The sequence below is a fragment of the Algibacter sp. Ld11 genome, assembly GCF_045066735.1.
In the GTDB taxonomy this organism is placed as follows: Bacteria; Bacteroidota; Bacteroidia; order Flavobacteriales; family Flavobacteriaceae; genus Algibacter.
In genome coordinates, this window is record NZ_JBISHH010000003.1 from 1 (window position 1) to 18,921 (window position 18,921).

Genomic DNA, 18,921 nt, shown 5'->3' on the forward strand with positions numbered 1-18,921 from the left:
TCGACACATCAATCGTATAGGTGTAGGTATAAACGGAGACGTTATTAGCACAGTCTGTATAAGTGAAGGTGTAAATCTTATCGCCTTCGCAAGTTGGATCGGTGTTCTCTGTGATCACTGGAATAATATTATTTCCGCAAACATCCGTTACTGTTGGTGTGGCTGGTTGAACCGCATCTGCTATACATTCTACAGTGCTGGTTGCATTTGCTGGAACTACGGGTAATGTCGACACATCAATCGTATAGGTGTAGGTGTAAACGGAGACGTTATTAGCACAGTCCGTATAAGTGAAAGTGTAAATCTTATCGCCTTCGCAAGTTGGATCGGTGTTCTCTGTTATTACAGGAATAATGCTATTTCCGCAAACATCCGTTACTGTTGGTGTGGCTGGTTGAACCGCATCTGCTATACATTCTACAGTGCTGGTTGCATTTGCTGGAACTACGGGTAATGTCGACACATCAATCGTATAGGTGTAGGTGTAAACGGAGACGTTATTAGCACAGTCCGTATAAGTGAAAGTGTAAATCTTATCGCCTTCGCAAGTTGGATCGGTGTTCTCTGTTATTACAGGAATAATGCTATTTCCGCAAACATCCGTTACTGTTGGTGTGGCTGGTTGAACCGCATCTGCAATACATTCTACTGTGCTGCTTGCATTCGCTGGAACTACGGGTAATGTCGACACATCAATCGTATAGGTGTAGGTATAAACGGAGACGTTATTAGCACAGTCTGTATAAGTGAAGGTGTAAATCTTATCGCCTTCGCAAGTTGGATCGGTGTTCTCTGTGATCACTGGAATAATGTTATTTCCGCAAACATCCGTTACTGTTGGTGTGGCTGGTTGAACCGCATCTGCTATACATTCTACAGTGCTGGTTGCATTTGCTGGAACTACGGGTAATGTCGACACATCAATCGTATAGGTGTAGGTGTAAACGGAGACGTTATTAGCACAGTCCGTATAAGTGAAAGTGTAAATCTTATCGCCTTCGCAAGTTGGATCGGTGTTCTCTGTTATTACAGGAATAATGCTATTTCCGCAAACATCCGTTACTGTTGGTGTGGCTGGTTGAACCGCATCTGCAATACATTCTACTGTGCTGGTTGCATTCGCTGGAACTACGGGTAATGTCGACACATCAATCGTATAGGTGTAGGTATAAACGGAGACGTTATTAGCACAATCCGTATAAGTGAAGGTGTAAATCTTATCGCCTTCGCATACGGGATCCGTGTTTTCTGTGATTACTGGAATAATGTTATTACCGCAAACATCCGTTACTGTTGGTGTGGCTGGTTGAACCGCATCTGCAATACATTCTACTGTGCTGGTTGCATTCGCTGGAACTACGGGTAATGTTGACACATCAATCGTATAGGTGTATTGCCAAACCTGTACATTATCGGCACAATCTCTGTACTCATATTCCCAAACCATAGCACCTTCACAGGCTACGGCTGTTGGAGTGGTCAGTAAGGTTGGTATCACATCATTGCCACAGTTATCTTGAATGGTTGCTGGTGCGCCAGGATTGGTCGCATCTGCAATACATTCTACTGTGCTACTTTCATTAGTAGGAATGGTCATACCATCAGGCATATCGATGGTATAGGTAAACGTATAAACAGCCACATTACCAGTACAAACTGGATCGGTATAAGTAAATGTGTATATCTTATCTCCTTCACATACGGGATCAGTATTAGAAGTTATTACAGGAGTAATGGATGATCCATTAGAATCATTCACAACAGGAGCATCGGGTTGCACTGCATCAGAAAGGCAATCAGCAACATCAGATTCATCTTCCGGAACTACTAATTGAGAATGCACCGTTACCTGATAGACATAAACATCATCAATATCTCCATCAACATTTACTGAAACTGCATACTCAACAATTTGATCTACACCCGATATATTAACTAAAGTATCCGTTATTAAAGTTCCTGATGATATTGACAAAGTCTCCCCAGTAACATTTGGATTATCTGTAGCAGACCAACTATATGTTTCTCCTACAAAATTGTTATCATTTGTTAAATCATGATTTAATGTTTCATCACTACAAATTGTATCTATTGGATGTACGGTTACAGTAACATCGGCCGTTGGATCAACAAAACTACCCGTTTTTGCATTACCTGTTGCTGTTACAGTATTTGTTATATCTGCTTGATTTGAAATATCTGCAGCCGTCACTTGATAAGTAGCTGTCCATGTTCCCGTTTCTCCAGGCGCTAAAGTATCTATTTCATTATCTGAATTATCAGCATCTGTTCCTGTTGTACTTTGCAGAGCAGGAGTCGTTATTGTTCCAGCGGCGATATGAACATCAGCAATACTTACATTATCAATAGTTACATTATTATCATTAGTAACCAAATAGGTATATGTTATGGTTTGCCCTTCCGTGACGTTAAAATAATCATCTACAACTTTCGAAACAGATAAAGAAGGCACTGAAATTAAAGGTGTAACAGTAGGATCTGCAGCTGTAATTCCGTTGCTAAAATCATCAGTTGTTGTGTTATCATCTGGATCATCCGACAAATCTGTAACACTTCCATTGTTTGGATCAAGACTTCCCACTGTTGCAGTATTTACAACTTCTCCATTATCTAAATCTTCTTGTGTAATAAAGTGAGTTACTGTAAATGTCGCCGTTTCCGTAGGCTCCATACTATCAACAATACCATCAGAATTATCAGCATCTGTTCCGGTAGTACTGGATAAAACAATGACATCGGCATTTGGATCCACGATATTAATATCGGTTAGAGTTACATTACCGACACTTGTTGCTATAATGGTATAAACAATAGCTTCTCCAACGGTATCAAAAGTTCCATCTGCAGCCGACATATCTACTTTTGTTACTTGTAATTGTCCAAATTGAGGAATTGACACTAATGTAGCATCATCAGGAGCAGCAGTTGTTGGGTCATCAGAATCATCTGAAACTGTAGTACCTTCCACAGGCTCTGTTCCGATAGCTGTAGCCATATTAGTAACGTTTCCATTATCAAAATCGGCTTGCACAATAGTATGTTGGGCTGTAAAAACAAACGAAGTTCCTGCTGGCAAATTAGATAAAGTAGCAGGAGAAATACTTCCAACATCGGCATTTGCATCTGTTACCGTTACATTATCTAAACTTACATTACCCTTATTAATTACCGTTATTTCATAAGCGATTACTTCTCCTAAAGCATCGTATAAACCATCTAATGCTGGTTGCGCTATTTTTTCAACTTCTAAACTTCCTAATTGTTCAATTGGTGTTATAGTTGGATCGTCTATTGCATTATTTGTATCATCTGGATCATCAGACACATCCGAAATAACATAATCATTCGCTAATGTAGCATTCGCTGTAGCGGAATTAACAACTTGCCCCGCTTCAATATCTGCCTGGGTAATAGTATGCGTTGCTGTAAAATTAGCCGATGCGCCTATTGCCAAATTTGCAACAGAACTAGGTGTTAAACTTCCTGAATCTATATTAGGGTCGGTAATTGTAATATTCGTTAATGCGGTGTCACCTGTATTTGTAACAACAAAATCGTAAGTAATCATTTCCCCTAAGGTATCATAACTACCATCTACGGCGGCTCTATCGACCTTAGTTACTTCTATTTCGCTATTTATAATAGTTACATCTTCCGTATCATCATCAACTAAAACATCACCCTCTACTTCATTTTGGGTATTAGAAATAAGATTTGTAACTGTTGTAGAGGCTGTAACTTCATTTACTGTTGCAACAATTTCGATTGTATGTAATTCTCCACTAAACATATTCCCTATCGTCCAATCGGGAGCAGTCCAAGAACCATAAGTTGGTGTCCCGCTAACAAATGTTAGTTCTGAAGGTAAAAGGTCGTTTATGACTAAATCTGTTACCTGATTAACCCCCAGATGTTCAACCGTTGCCGTAAAAGTTACAGTATCTCCTTCCAAAACAGGCGAGGAATCAACAACCTTTGTAAGCCTTAGTTCTGGATCGCAATTATATACAGATATAACAGCAGAATCGTAGGTACAAGTACCTCTTGTTACTCTAACAAAAAAATCTCCTGGTTCCGAAGGCGTATATATATTAGTATTTTCCCCTAAAATTTCGACACCATTTTCAAACCATTGATAAGCATCGAAACCACCGGTAACTTCTACAACATCTGCTCCTGGTAAACAACCTCCACCGGTAATATCTAGTTCTACAGTTGGCACGGTATCAAAACCAGAAAAATAACCTGCAAGTCCAGCATTGCTGCCAAAAGACATAAATGTACCAACGGCTATTGGGCCTGTAGATGTTACATCTACTTCACCCGTTAAACCATTTATAAAAAAAGTTTTCCAATCTCCTGTTCCAGCTACAGCAGTAGAAGCCGAAAGCGCAACAGGCCCATTCCCATCGGTTACGGTTATATTTCCGTCGGGAGTTGTAGTCGATGCCAAAATTGTTAAAGCGGATTCATTTGAATTAACGCCAGCAATACGATGTATACTTGAAACTTCATCTAAAATATTTGGCAACAAACAATTTACAGGTGCTATAAAATTCATTCCTAAAGTTTGCCTTCCAGATAAACCTGCTAAACATTGATATGCATAGGCTTCCTTTGAGGTTTGAATATACATGTTTCCACCAGCCAAATTCGCAGACCAATTGGCAACTTCTAAATACTCTCCATTATTAATAGTACCCTGATAAACACCACCTGCAAAAACATCGGTTGCATTTTGAGTTGCTACTATTATAGCAAATTCTGTTTCATTATTTGACGCTCCATTTCCTCTAACAAAAACATACTCACGTCCCAAAACATTTGTTGGTACTGGCTGATCTATACCAACATCACGAGACCCAGACCCTGTTCTAACCCCAACATTTAACCCTCCTAAACTTATTGCTATTTTTTTATCAGAAGTAAGCGTGGCTCCCAACCAACCATCAATATTTGCGGTAGTTGAATTTTTTGGAGCTTCTATTACATAAGTTTCGTATTGTTGAAGTGTTATTGTTAAAAAATCTGGAGATGAAGCAGGAATACCTGTTGGTTCTCTAAAAATACAACCCGGGTCGTACCCAAAAACAGTAACCGTTGTAGTCCCGGGGTCTGTAGCCATAATACCTAAACTTGTAGATAACGTACCGTTATTAGCTTTATTAGCAATACCACCCCATCTAAAATCTGTTCCTAATGCAGCCTTTCCTTTTGATGTTAACGAGCCTGCTTGTGCACCTGAACGCCCTCTATAATTAACATAAAACTTTTGACCTCCAGGGGCTATAAACCTAAGTCCTGCTGTTGAAAGAGCCGTACCTGTACTTGCATTGTTTATTAAAGTAATACCATTATCTCCATTACCTAAACTTAATCCTGTTGTAGAAGAATCTATAATATAGGGCGATCCATTAGACAAAGAAAACGTTAAAGATGGTACCGCATTAACACCTCTGTAAACCTCAACATTAAATGTGCCTTCTGTCGCAGGGGTTGAAATATAAATAGCCTGCTGAATAATTGATTGATTATTGGTACCTTGTTTCAATGGTGGTAGATAATGCGCACTATCTAACTGAGCGAAACTATTTGAAATAAAAATAAGGAATATGGATATAAAGAGTAAAATTCTTTTCATGCAAGTAAATTTTGTAAAACAGCATTTTGCAAATTTTGGGGCGCTGTAAATTAATCAATAACACAAGGATTATTATAAAAATAACCTATTGTAACAAAAATAGAGCTAAATAACCTTGAAATGTAGCACAAACCCGACAAAAAAAGGTCTAGTTGAAGAAAAGATACCGCTTTTAAAAGAAAAGAAGCATGTTTTATAAAAAATAAAACGACTAAACTCTCTAAGCACATGTAAAAAAAACACTTAAATAAGCTAAAAAAGTACCATAAAATAGTTTAAAATGAAGATTTGATGCGGTTTTACAAATGCACTATTTTGTTTTTAATAGCATAAAGCACTAAACCTATTTTATTTTTTACATGAAGTTTCTGAAATAAGGCATCACGATAACCATCGATTGTTTTAGGACTTAAAAACATTTTTTCAGCGATTTCTTTATAGGTTAATTCGGAGCAAACCAGTTTTATAAATTCTAGTTCACGATCTTTCAACTGATAAAACGCACTATGCTCATCATTTAAAGAATTAACCAAAATACTAGAGACCTCTTTAGTGTGATAATACCCTGTAGAAATCACTTCTTTTAAAGCCGTTTCTAAAATCTCTTTTTCAACATCTTTTAGCAAATACCCCTTTGCTCCTGCTTTAAGCATTTTTATAATGGTTCCCTCTGCGCCTTCTACCGAAAGGGCTATTACTTTTATCTGCGGATACTCCTGTTTAATAATTTCGGTTGTTTCTATACCATTTAAAATAGGCATATTAACATCCATTAAAACCACATCTGGAATATTTCCTGGAAGTTTCAATTTATCTAACAACTCCTGACCATTATTACATTGGTATGGCACTTCAAATTTACTAAAAGCATTAACCAACCCTGCAATTGCCTGAGACAACAAAATATGATCTTCAACAATGACTACCTTATATGGATTCATGATTTATAATTATATGTTATTGTTAATTGCGTACCTTGGTTTGGTTTAGAAAAAATACTAACACCGGCATTTACCAATTGTGCCCTGCTTTTTATATTAGACAACCCTATTCCAGAAAAATTATTAGATTGTTCTGAGTCGAAACCTTTGCCATCATCTTTAGCCATTATTAATAACTCGTCTGTTTTATAATGCAACGTTACATCCAAATGTCTTGCTTTGGCATGTTTCATGGTATTAGAGAAAGATTCTTGCAAAATCCTAAACAATACTATTTCTGTTTTTTCATTTATTAACCTTTCTTCCCCTAAAACTTCTATAGACGCTTTTATAAAATTAAGTCTATTAAACCGTTCTATTTCCTGAGTAACAGCCTCGGAAAAACGCATTAACTTTAAGGCTTCAGGATTAATCATTTTAGATAACGACCTCAACTCTGTCAACCCTTTGTTTAGTGTTATTTTTACATCTTCAATATTTTTCGGGTCCTGAATTTGTATTTTAGCTAGTGTTAATAACTGCCCAATATTATCATGCAATTCCCAACTTATGTTTCTAAAAGTTTCTTCACGAATTTCTATTTGAGTTTTAGCTATTTCTTGCTCGAACTGTTTCTCTATTTCCTTCTGCTTTAATAATAAATGGTTTTTTCTTCTATGAAAAACTACAAATAAAGCTACAAGTATTAAGCATAAAAATACTAATGTAAAAACGGCAACTAATATCGCTTGTCCTTCTCTCCCCATATAAACCCTAAAATAAAACAAATATTCATGATTATGCTTAAAACACTACTTATTTCCAGAATATCCTTTAAGTCGACTAACTCGAAAAGATAATTTCTAATCACTCGAATTGGTATATTCCCAGCTAAATACAGCAAATATCCAACACTAATCCAAAACATAATGTTTGTTTTTATAAAAAGGACTTCATTCGTATTTAATATTTCTGAAAAATAAAAAACTATACTCGTTATTAACAAAACAGACGCTATTAAATATGGAATAGTTTGTATTTGAAATATATAATTTTGAAACCACATATTTACAAAAAAACTAAGCACGTATATTGCCAAAAACAACTTCGTAAATTTCTTATGTCGTTCTATTTTTAAACATTTATTGAACAATAAAAATAGAAACGAAAAGTTTATAAAATGAAAAATATTATAAATAATAATATTTACGGCAACACCCATTTTAGTTAAGGTAAATCCTAAAAACTCATTAATAGCTGTGTACCATAATATGATTAAAAAATACTTTAAAAAATCCCGCTTGTACTTATAAAAATAAAAGGTCCCAACAAGAGCAGCAAGAAGTTCTACATACTTAATACAACTTCTTATGGTAATAAACGAGACCTCTAAAAACATATTTTATCCTATGGGTTAGTTAGTTAATTAATCTTTGTACGGTGGAGGCGTCATCTCGCCTTCGTTATAAATAGTACTAGTTTCGGAAGCTCGAGCAGGAAACAAACTCGCACTAAAATTTACGCCAGCTTTTTGAAACCTCTTAGTTTGTTTACGAAACAATTCGAGTCTATCTTTTTTGTTATGCCCATCCATGAGTTCTTCCACAATTTCGAACTGACCTTCTAATTTATTAGGAGAGCTAGATTGTATAACAAATGGTAAATGATTTAAATTGTTGTATTCCTTATCTCCGCCTTTTACAGCAACAGTAGGCACCATAAAAACGGTTTGCTGTTTTGGATGTTTAATTGCGTTTCCGCTTTTAAATCTTTTAGAATTAGGATACGCGGCAAAATATATTCGTAGACCAGAAACATCCTGTTTTGGATTTGCTTTTTGGATGGCTTCAACATACTTTAAATATGCTTTTATTTCATCTAATGAATACCAAATAAATTTAGTATCCTCAAAGTTGCGATCTTTATATAAATCTTGAAGATTAGAATCGATGACCTGCGCTCTATTTTTATCAAATTCGGCAAACATTTCTTTACCTTGTGCCGAGGATATAAGATGTTTTTTTAATATATCATCTTGAGGTTTAATCTTTTCAATACTATTTTCATCTTTTAGCGCACCGCTAGAAAAAATGTAAGCAAACAACAATAAGGGAATAATTAAAAATGGATTAAAAGTTTTCATATTACATTGGTTTTGTGTTATCTCAAAGTTAACAACTATAAAATTATTGCATAAGAGGAAAAACACCCTTTTTTAAATAATAACCAATGAATGGATTTATTCAACACATTTAAGCTTGTCCATAAAAAACTCTTTGTAGCTTATATTATAAATTTCTCTAACCCCCTTTGTACCTCTTAGCTTAAGCGACTTTATAGGCGCTTTTTCTAGATTTATAATTTGGGTCTTGGTTAAATCTGCTTTAAACAAAAACTCACCACACTCCATATTCCATGAGTGATACAATGTTACATATTGGTTGTTTTCCAATTCTACAACCACAGTAGAACGACTATTTGAAAGGTAGCTAACACAACCTAAATCTATAGACGAATTGATAAATACCGAAATCTTTTTTCCATATTTGAAAAGTTCTATATTTACATTATCGCTTACGGTATAAGCATCGGTTTTTATGGTTGTTTTTTTCGTAAAATCATCATATTCATCTAGCAAATAATGACAACTATTACGAAATTGCATTCTTTCTGAATTTTCATTTTCTGCAATTTGCTTAGTATTTTGTTCTTTTAGTGCGTTAACCTGAGCTATTGAATCTCTAATTCTATTAGCTTCTATCTCTACAGCTTGCTTTATGGCCTCTGCTTGGTTATCAAAAGCCTTTTGTTTCTCACTTTCTTTTAAAGCCAAAGCATGCTCGGTCTCCAAACGTTTTATGTGCGCTGCATTCGCCTTACTTATAGAATCGCTTATTCTAGCAGCTTCTAACTCTGCCAGGCGTTTAACGGCCACGTTTTGCTCGAATGCCAAACGTTCTTTTTTTAAAGCCTCCTCTTCTGCTTTTGCTAAGGCTTGCTTTAATCGGTTCGCCTCTAATTCTGCCGCTTGTTTTTGAGCTTTGGCATTTTCTCTTTCAATTTCTAAACGTTTGTTCTCGGCTACCTGAGCCAAATCTAGAGAATCTTTTATACGCTCAGACTCTAATTTCGCTGCACGTTCTTGCGCTTTAGCTTTTTCTCTTTCAAAAATTAAGCGCTTTTTTTCTTCCTCTTCTGCTTTTACAATGGAGTCACTAACGCGTTTAACTTCAAACTCCGCAGCTTGCTTTAATGCCAATGCCTGTAATCGCTCTTGTTCTAAGCGTTTGTTTTCGGCTGCCTTTGCTTGAATAACAGAATCTTTTAATCGTATTTTTTCTAATTCGGCCTTTTGCCTTAAAGCGACCAAACGTTCTTGCTCTAAGCGTTGTTTTCTTACTTGATTTGCTTGAGCTATCGAATCTTTAACCTGTTTTAACTTTAAGTCTGCTGCTTTCTTTAAGGCTATCGCTTCTGCACGTTTCAGAGCTTCGTCTCTTTCGTATTTAAGGCGTACTTCCTCCTCCTTTTTTACTTTAGCTACAGAATCGCTAATGCGCTTAGCTTCTAATTCTTCAGCTTGTTTTAAGGCTAAAGCTCTAGTTTTTTCTAGTTCCAATCGCTTATCTTCTTCTATTTTCGCTTTTACAATAGAGTCTTTAACACGTTCCGCTTCCAAAGCTGCAGCTTGTTTTAAAGCCGCTACTCTTTCATTTTCTAAACGCTCCTTTCTCACAGCTTCTGCAACAGCTATTGAGTCGTTAATACGTTTTATTTCTATCTCCGCGGCACGTTTTCTCACAGCTTCTTTTTCTTTTTCAAATGCCAACCTTTCCTTTTCAGCTAATTCTGCTTTAGCGACAGAATCTGCAAGACGCCTTACCTCCAATTCCTCGGCCTTTTTCAAAGCTTTTGCTCGCTCCCTCTCCATGGCTAAGCGTTCTTTTTCGGCGTTTTTAGCTTGAGAGATAGAATCTTTTACACGCTTAATTTCTTGTTCTGCTTTTTGCTTTAACACTAAAGCTTCTGCCTTTTCCAAACGTTCTTTTTCTTCTTCTTGGGCCTTTGCAATGGAATCTTTTACACGTTGCGCTTCTCGTTCTGCAGCAAATGCCAGCTCTCGAGCTTTTATTTTTTCTAATCGTAGACGCTCAACTTCTTTAGCTTCAGCTATTGAATCTGCAATTCGTTTTGCTTCTAATAATTCTGCTTTTTTCGCAGCTTCTGCACGCATTTGCTCTAGCTGTTTTTGCTCAGCCACTTTTGCTCTTGACATGGAGTCTGCAATTCTTAACTTTTCTAAGTTTTCAGCCTTTCTTTTAGCTATAGAATCGTTTATTATTTGTTGTCTTTTTTCATCAGAAAGGACTTCGCCATACTTAACAAGCTCGCGCATACCTTGCTTCCGCTTTTTTTCTAATTCTATAGCTTTTAGACTTTCCTTTTCTTGAAAATCAAAATACAAATCGGACATTTTTTCGTTAACCAACAAATCAATATCCTTAACAATACCTTCCCACTCTTTGAAACGAACCTTGTAATTATCTCTTCCTAAAAAGCCAATAACAACGCACTTATCGCCCATACTAAATGCAACAACAGGGTTTGACAATTGATTTGAACTCTTATCTAAATTTTTATATAGATTACCATCTTCTAGAAATTTAGTAGGAATACTAATATCTTGAGCAAACAAACCCACAGAAAACAATAAAAAACAAACGTATTTAATCAAAATTTTATTTTTAAATGAAACTAATTCTCGTAAGAATTCAGTTATGCAATAATACTCCAATTTAAACATTTCTAGAATAGTTATCCAAACTTTCTAAGGAATTCGTTACTTAAAATCAATAACTTTGCCCAATATGACTGTAAACGACATCATCGGGAAATATACTCTTGAAGGCATTAATCAAGATGAAGAAAAAACACCTTACCAAGGCTATCTAACTGTATCTCTTGATACAAATCAAAGAATTAAGGCGCAATGGTTTATTGGAAACTCACAGGCACAAAGCGGAGTCGGATTTTTCAAAAACAACATACTCGTTATTAATTTCAATTATGAAGGTGAAGATCTAAAAATTTACAAAGGCGTTGTGGTTTACAAATGCCTAACACCCGATTTTCTCGAAGGTTTTTGGTCTGAAAAGCACGGAAACCCATTATATTTAGGAGAAGAACGCTGTTTTAAAATAACAGAAAAAAGCCAGCTTTTGAATTAAAAAAGAGCCCGAAAACCTAATAATTTTCGAGCTCTTTTAAAACAAATTCTATTTTCTTTTTTCCTGAATCTAGATGTACTGATTGATGATGTTCTCAAACAATTCTTGTTTGCCACTTTTTAAAGATAATTCTCCGTTATCTTGAGCAATTTTATACAAATCTTGCATGTTTAATTTCCCAGCTTCAAAATCTTTACCTTTTCCTGAATCAAAAGAACTGTAACGCTCTGTACGCAATTTATCGTAAGCTGAATCTGTAATAATTTTATCGGCTGTTAATAAAGCTCTAGCAAAAGTATCGGCACCACCAATATGCGCATGGAATACATCGTCTAAATCGGTTGAATTTCTTCTAATTTTAGCATCGAAATTAACACCACCACCTTGTAAACCACCAGCTTTCATGAAAACCAACATAGCTTCTGTTGTTTCTTGTATATTGTTCGGGAATTGATCGGTATCCCAACCATTTTGGTAATCACCACGGTTAGCATCTAAACTACCTAGCATACCTGCTTTTGCTGCTGTTTCAATTTCGTGTTGGAAAGTATGCTGTGCTAATGTAGCATGATTTACTTCTATATTTATTTTGAAGTCTTTATCTAAACCGTATTCTCTTAAGAAACCAATAGCTGTGGCTGAATCGAAATCATATTGATGTTTAGATGGCTCCATTGGCTTAGGCTCTATAAAGAAATTCCCTTTAAAACCTTGAGCTCTGGCATAATCTCTAGCCATAGTTAAAAACTGTCCCATGTGGTCTAGTTCACGCCCCATATCGGTATTCAATAAAGACATGTAACCTTCACGACCTCCCCAGAACACGTAGTTCTCACCACCTAATTTAATAGTAGCATCTAAAGCTAATTTTACTTGCCCGCCTGCTCTAGCCACCACATCAAAATCTGGATTTGTAGCAGCTCCGTTCATGTAACGCGGATTAGAAAAACAATTTGCTGTTCCCCAAAGCAATTTTACACCACTTTCGGCCTGTTTACCTTTTATGTAATCTGTAATGGTTTCTAATCTACTCTCCGATTCTGCAAATGTTGCGCCTTCTTGTATTAAATCGAAATCGTGAAAACAGAAATAATCGAAGCCCATTTTACCAATGAATTCGAAAGCCGCATCGGCTTTATCTTTAGCTGCCTGAATTGGATCTGAAGCTTTGTCCCACTCGAAACTTTGAGTTCCTGGACCAAATGGATCTGATCCTTGCCCACAGAATGTATGCCAATAAGCGATTGAAAACTTAAACCATTCTTTCATGGTTTTCCCTGCTACAACCTGGTCTGGGTTGTAGTATTTAAATGCTAATGGATTATCAGATTCTTTACCTTCAAACTTAATGTTGCCAATGCCTTTAAAATACTCTTTAGTAGCCATAATTTATTTTTTATTAGTTGATATTATTTTTTATTTTATGATGTTTGTTTGCGTTAGGGATTGAGCGGTATGTTTGAGCTCCCCGACCTTTTTCGGGAGGGAGCGAGTAGCGAAAGCCCGACCCTTGCGGTAACGCCCTAATTTTTATTTAATACAAGTTCTAGCTCTTTTTTCCAGTTATTATATGCTTCTATGTATGGTGTTTTGTCTTTGAAAGGCATAAACGTCATAACGTGATCGTTATTCATAATGGTTTTTCCGAAGGCTGCAAAATCGCCCTTATGTAAGTTTGCAGCACGCGCAGCACCAATAGCTCCGGTGGTATTGTAAATTTCAATTTCTTGCCCAATTAGAGTCGCTACGGTGTTTGCAAAAATTTCTGAACGGAATAAATTATCGTTTCCTGCACGAATTACGCTGGCTTTAATACCATCGGATTTTAGTATTTCCATTCCGTATAAAAACGAAAATGCAATGCCCTCTAGTGCAGCACGACATAAATGTGCTTTGTTATGATTGTTAAGGTTTACGTTTACCATGCGCGTGCCAATACTTTTGTTGTTTAGCATACGTTCGGCACCGTTACCAAAGGGCAATACGCACACACCATCTGAACCAATTGGAATATTAGATGCTATATTATTCATTTCTTCGTAAGAGCTAACATCGAGGTTATTTAACAACCAACGGTATTGTATTCCTGCTCCATTAATGTTTAATAATTTCCCAATGTTCTTATTGTCTTTAGTATAATTTACGTGTGCAAAATTGTTTACTCGTGTACTTTCTTTTCCAGAAAGACTGTTGGTTACAGCATAAACTACTCCTGAGGTCCCTCCTGTTGCAGCAACTTCTCCAGGGTTAAAAACATTAAGAGAAAGCGCGTTATTGGGTTGGTCTCCGGCTCTATAATAAATTGGAGTTCCCTCGGCAAGACCACTATCTTGCTCTCCACGCTCATCGACTTGAGATTGGTGACAAAAAGTATCTACAATATCCGGTACTAAATTTGCACTTATACCGTAATACTCTAATAGAAAATCGGCAATACTATCGTTTTTAAAATCCCAGAATATACCTTCGGAAAGTCCTGATATAGTAGTATTCATTTTGTTCGAAAACTTATATGCTATGTAATCGCCCGGCAACATAAACTTATAAATTTTACTGTAAAGATCAGGTTCGTTATCTTTTACCCATTTTAACTTTGAGGCTGTAAAATTTGCCGGAGAGTTAAGTAAATGCTCGGCACATTTAGCCTCTCCTATTTCAGCGAAAGCGTTATGCCCTATTTCTACAGCGCGACTATCGCACCAAATAATACTTTTGCGCAATGGCTCGCCGCTTTTGTCTACCAGAACTAAACCGTGCATTTGATAAGAAATACCAATACCTACAATTTGAGACCTATTAAGACTGTATTCTTTTTTTAATTCTTTAATGGCATTACAAATATGCAACCACCAATCGTTCGGGTCTTGTTCTGCCCAACCGTTTTTTTGAGCGTACATACCCATTTCCTCTTTGGGTTCTTGCACAACTCCTAAACTTTTGCCTGTTTCTGTTTCTACTAGCGCAACTTTTATTGACGAGCTACCTATGTCGATTCCTAAATTGTAATTCATTATAATGAGTCTCTTAAAATTAGTTTGGTTGGTATGTATTCTTGAATAGCTATGTCTTCACTAACAAAACCTGCAGCTTTAGCACCTAGCTCTTTAAAATCTGTGGATATAACGGAAATGCCTTTGTAGATAAATTGTTTCATAGGCGTTTCGTTATATGATAAAAAGCCAACATCTGTTCCTGGCTCGAAATTGTTAGTACGGCATTGCTCTAAGAAAAAACCTAAAATACGATCGCTAACACTGATATAAGCTTCGTTTTTTTTAATAATAAAATCTTTTGCGTCGGTAATAACCCCAAAACTAAAACCCGCTTCGTTACAATAGGTTTTAAAATAATGAACTGTTTCTATAGGGTGGTGTGTAAATGTTGGATAAACGAGTACTATTTTTTTATATTTCTGAAAAGCTGCAGTAGCTTCATTTAGGGCAGTAAAAAACGATTTCCCAAAGTCTTGAAAAACAAAATTATTGTTCTTTTTAGCATGTACATTCCAGTCTATTAAAAGTAATTTACTATCGTTAATATCAGACAATACTTCGGAAACTTCTTTATTATCGAAAGTCATTACCACATATTTATAATACTTGCCTTTGCTATTATTAATTATGGTTTTAAAATTATCAATGTTATAATGATGAAACTGAATATCTGTGATTACATTTTCGGGTAAATTATTAACAAATGAATGGTATAACACTTCCTTATAAGCCTTAAATGTATCTAAAAGCAATAATACTTTACGTGTTTCATTGGCCACGTAGTAGCCTTTGTTTGGCACAGACTCGATTACACCATGTTCCTTTAAAATAGAATAAGCTTTAAAAACAGTATCTCGCGAAAGCTGCAACGCTTTGCAAACGGCATTAACAGAAGGAAGTGCATCTCCACTTACCAATCTATTGTTTGCAAGCTCGTTATTGATAGCATTTACTAATTGCTGATACTTAGGTGTTTCGCTATTTATATCAATTTCAAAATCCATATTTAAAACCATACTGTTCTGGTCTGGTCTGGTATGCAAATATAAAAATTAAATATTATTAGACGATTATTTTTTTTAAAAGTTTATTTTGGGCATAAAAAAAGCCATGTACATTTAAAAAATGTACATGGCTTTAAAAAAAATTATTTAACAAGAAAATCAACTCACTTTTTGCTGTTTTTTTAACTTATCTAGCAATGGAGACTTTTGTCGCATTTCTTTTTTTCGCTCATTAAAAACACGAACACGCTCTAGTAAAGCTTCTTGTTTTTCGATTCGCGCTTTGCGCCTTATTTCTTGCGCTTCTGTTTGTTTTAAATTTTCTTCTTTTTGTCTTACTTTTTCTTTAAAAACAGACCAATATGAATAGCCGTACATACTTAAAAATAGCAAAGCTATTATACCAATAATGACATAACCGTTTTCCATAAATTCTATCGAGGGATTAATTAGAATCAAATGTTAAAAATAAGCAGTTCACGCTTATTTTTGAAATCACTTTAAAGTTAGTAAAAACAGTTACTAAACAAGAATAAAAAAGACAAGCAGTTACAAAAAACAGATAAACGTAAAAAATAAATATTAATTTGTTTTTACCTCGAAATTTTGAGATTTCCATTTTAAAATTCCGCCTTCTAAATCATACACTTTTAGAAAGCCTAACTCTTTAAAAACAGCTCTACTTTTACCACTTCTGCGACCTGACTTACAATAAATTATAAGCGGTTCATTCTTATCTAATCCCTCTAAAGATTTAGAAAAATTATCGGACAAAAAATTAATGTTTTCGGCCCCAGAAATATGCCCAGCATTAAACTCTGCAGGTGTTCTAACATCAATTAATTTAATCTCCTTTTGTTCTTGTAAAAGCACGCCTAACTCTTCTGGAGTTACTGCTGTAAACACATCATCATTTTGCGCTTTACAATTAAACATTAAGGCACAAAAAAAGATGGATATAACTATTGAAATTTGTTTCATAAACTTACTTTAAATCTACAACATCACCAGTCCATTCTAGCATACCACCTTCTAGATTATAAGCGTTTTCAAAACCTAACTGATCCATAATAGCACAAGCTTGCCCACTGCGGTTACCAGAACGGCAATACACATAATAATTTTTACTTTTATCTAGTGCTTCTATCTCGCTAACAAACTCTTGTCCTTTATATATGTCAATATGTAAAGCCCCCTCAATAATACCATCAGCCACCTCAGCATCTGTTCTTACATCTAAAATTACCGCATTATCATCTTTAGCTAATTGCTCAGTCCACTCTTCTTGTGTTAAATCTTCCATTATTATTTTGTTGTTTTTTGTTTCATTATATAAAAACAAATTTAATATTTATACCATAATAGACGAAAAAAAACCGAAGTATTACACTTCAGCTTTTTTTCGGTTCTTTTAAAACTATTGAATTATACTTTTATACCACAACCTATTGCTCTTGTTTCGGTTTCTTTAATGTCTTTTCCGTTAAGTAAAGCGTCTACAGCATTTTCAACATATTTAGTAGTTACCGCACGAGCATCTTTATAATTATCGTCGATTGCTCCAATATATTTCACTTCATTCCCTTGCTTTGTTTTCTGTAAAACAAAAACATGAGGCGTTTTTGTTGCTCCAAACTTTGGGTAAACCTCTTGTTTTTTATCTATTAAATAAGGAAACGTAAAACCTTTTTCTGCAGCACGTACTTTCATAGCCTCTAGATTGTCGTCTGGTTTAACATTTGTATTATTAGGCATAATTGCAATTACAGGGTATCCTAACTCAGCATATTTTTTATCAAGCGCAACTATTCGGTCTTCATACATTACCGCGTAAGGGCAAGTATTGCAAGTAAATGTTACTATAAATCCTTTAGCATCTTTGTAATCGGAAAGCGAAACCATGTTTCCATCAATATTCTTCAAAGAAAAATCTTCTGCAATATCACCAATAGCATAACCGCTATCCATACTATTCGACGTTTTTAACGTAAACGCACTTGCACATAGCACCACTAGAATTACCGACATTATTTTAATTGTTTTTCTCATAATTTTTTAATTTAAAAATTGGTTTAATTCATGCTCTAACTCTTCGTAAGTAAAAGACTTTTCAAAAAACTTCCGCTTACCATTTGTATAAATAATAGTTGCAGGTATTGCACCAGACCACGTTTCATCGACTTGCGGAATCCAAGAATTGCTATCAACGTCATCTAAAGCGATGACTTTCGATTTTAATTGCTCTCTTCTAATAAAAGGTTTCAATTTAGATTCATATAAATGCGGAAAATCTAAACTTACCAACACAACATCTACGTTTTTATTTTGGTATTCAGACTTTAACTTTTCAAAATATGGTAATTCTTTAACGCATGGCCCGCACCAAGTTGCCCAAAAATTAATAACATGAACGTTATTATCCTGCTTATTTAAGAAAGGTTTTAAACCATCAAAATCATATACTTCAAGTTCCAACTCATTTTCATCCAAGTTAGATACTTCATTTAGTGCAGCATCATCTTTTAAGCCTTTTTTTTGTTTGTTGTTATTACCACAACTAACAGCAAGTAGGATGGTTATTATAAGGAGATATTGTTTCATAACTATAAATTTAATTAATCCCGTTTTACTTTTCTTACTGTTTAACAAACTTTTATACAAAAACAGAAAATTACTCTAAATTTTACATACTTTTGTGAGTAAGACAGTTATTAAACACATAAGGCTAATATGAAAACTCAGATGCTAAAAAAAGTGTAAAACAATTAATTTAAACGTAAAACCGATTTATTAAACCGGATATATAATATAAAAACAGAAAAAGTATTAGTGGCTGGCCTAACCACCACCAAAAAAGCTAAATTAGGTTTGCTTTTTTGAAAATTAAGGTTAATAGCAACGTAGGTTTCCCTAAACCCTTAGTAACCAACCAAGACTGCTGTACATGTTATAGCAGTCTTTTTTAAAGCGGAATCTCTAACAATTTAAAGCTATTTTTCCTTTTTTCGTAAAAACAGCACAAAGTTTTGTTTAATACTTTTTCAATCTTTATATTTGAACCAATAAAAAAATAACAATGAACATATTTTTAAATAATTCTTGGTGGTGGAGCTT

Annotated in this window: 14 protein-coding genes; 1 reads left to right on the plus strand and 13 read right to left on the minus strand. The window is 35.1% G+C overall.

Translation table 11 applies throughout. The features are described from left to right. From ACJJV4_RS00495 to ACJJV4_RS00515, 5 genes are all read right to left on the minus strand, one after another. Positions 1 to 5,662 (minus strand): PKD-like domain-containing protein (locus ACJJV4_RS00495; RefSeq protein ID WP_405291028.1); only part of this gene is annotated, 5,662 nt, incomplete at its 3' end. Positions 5,663 to 5,961: 299 nt separating this feature from the next. Next, a complete protein-coding gene (locus tag ACJJV4_RS00500; protein ID WP_405291030.1) occupies positions 5,962 to 6,603 on the minus strand; it encodes a response regulator in 642 nt (213 codons plus the stop codon). Next, positions 6,600 to 7,349, minus strand: a complete 750-nt coding sequence (locus ACJJV4_RS00505; protein ID WP_405291032.1) for a sensor histidine kinase — start codon at positions 7,347 to 7,349, stop codon at positions 6,600 to 6,602. Before ACJJV4_RS00505 ends, ACJJV4_RS00500 begins: the two co-directional genes overlap by 4 nt. 659 nt (positions 7,350 to 8,008) lie before the next feature. Continuing rightward, positions 8,009 to 8,725, minus strand: coding sequence for a hypothetical protein (locus ACJJV4_RS00510; RefSeq protein ID WP_405291034.1), 717 nt, complete (start codon positions 8,723 to 8,725; stop codon positions 8,009 to 8,011). A gap of 96 nt (positions 8,726 to 8,821) precedes the next feature. Then, on the minus strand, positions 8,822 to 11,317 hold the full coding sequence (locus tag ACJJV4_RS00515) for a hypothetical protein (protein ID WP_405291036.1): 2,496 nt from the start codon (positions 11,315 to 11,317) through the stop codon (positions 8,822 to 8,824). 133 nt (positions 11,318 to 11,450) lie between these two features. Between ACJJV4_RS00515 and ACJJV4_RS00520 the strand changes: the two genes are divergently transcribed. Then, positions 11,451 to 11,810 (plus strand): hypothetical protein, encoded by a 360-nt coding sequence (locus ACJJV4_RS00520; protein ID WP_405291038.1) that lies wholly within the window; start codon positions 11,451 to 11,453, stop codon positions 11,808 to 11,810. Between the two features lie 69 nt (positions 11,811 to 11,879). Here the strand turns inward: ACJJV4_RS00520 and xylA are convergent, their stop codons facing one another. The 8 genes from xylA to ACJJV4_RS00560 all read right to left on the minus strand — a co-directional run bounded on the left by xylA (position 11,880) and on the right by ACJJV4_RS00560 (position 18,408). Further along, a complete protein-coding gene (gene xylA, locus ACJJV4_RS00525; RefSeq protein WP_405291040.1) occupies positions 11,880 to 13,196 on the minus strand; it encodes a xylose isomerase in 1,317 nt (438 codons plus the stop codon). A gap of 137 nt (positions 13,197 to 13,333) precedes the next feature. Then, positions 13,334 to 14,821, minus strand: coding sequence for a xylulokinase (locus ACJJV4_RS00530; protein WP_405291042.1), 1,488 nt, complete (start codon positions 14,819 to 14,821; stop codon positions 13,334 to 13,336). Continuing rightward, complete coding sequence (locus ACJJV4_RS00535; protein WP_405291044.1) at positions 14,821 to 15,807, minus strand: GntR family transcriptional regulator; 987 nt, start codon at positions 15,805 to 15,807, stop codon at positions 14,821 to 14,823. The genes ACJJV4_RS00530 and ACJJV4_RS00535 overlap by 1 nt, the downstream gene beginning before the upstream one ends. Before the next feature lie 159 nt (positions 15,808 to 15,966). Next, complete coding sequence (locus ACJJV4_RS00540) at positions 15,967 to 16,236, minus strand: hypothetical protein (RefSeq protein WP_405291046.1); 270 nt, start codon at positions 16,234 to 16,236, stop codon at positions 15,967 to 15,969. 153 nt (positions 16,237 to 16,389) lie between these two features. Then, a complete protein-coding gene (locus tag ACJJV4_RS00545) occupies positions 16,390 to 16,788 on the minus strand; it encodes a rhodanese-like domain-containing protein (RefSeq protein ID WP_405291048.1) in 399 nt (132 codons plus the stop codon). Between the two features lie 4 nt (positions 16,789 to 16,792). Next, positions 16,793 to 17,110 carry a rhodanese-like domain-containing protein gene (locus ACJJV4_RS00550; RefSeq protein WP_405291050.1) on the minus strand — a complete coding sequence of 106 codons (318 nt, stop codon included), beginning with the start codon at positions 17,108 to 17,110 and terminating at the stop codon, positions 16,793 to 16,795. 122 nt (positions 17,111 to 17,232) lie between these two features. Further along, the gene (locus ACJJV4_RS00555) at positions 17,233 to 17,856 is read right to left on the minus strand and encodes a thioredoxin family protein (protein WP_405291052.1); all 624 of its coding nucleotides are present in this window, start codon (positions 17,854 to 17,856) and stop codon (positions 17,233 to 17,235) included. A 6-nt stretch (positions 17,857 to 17,862) separates the two neighbouring features. After that, positions 17,863 to 18,408, minus strand: coding sequence for a TlpA family protein disulfide reductase (locus ACJJV4_RS00560; protein ID WP_405291054.1), 546 nt, complete (start codon positions 18,406 to 18,408; stop codon positions 17,863 to 17,865). Between the last annotated feature and the right edge of the window lie 513 nt (positions 18,409 to 18,921).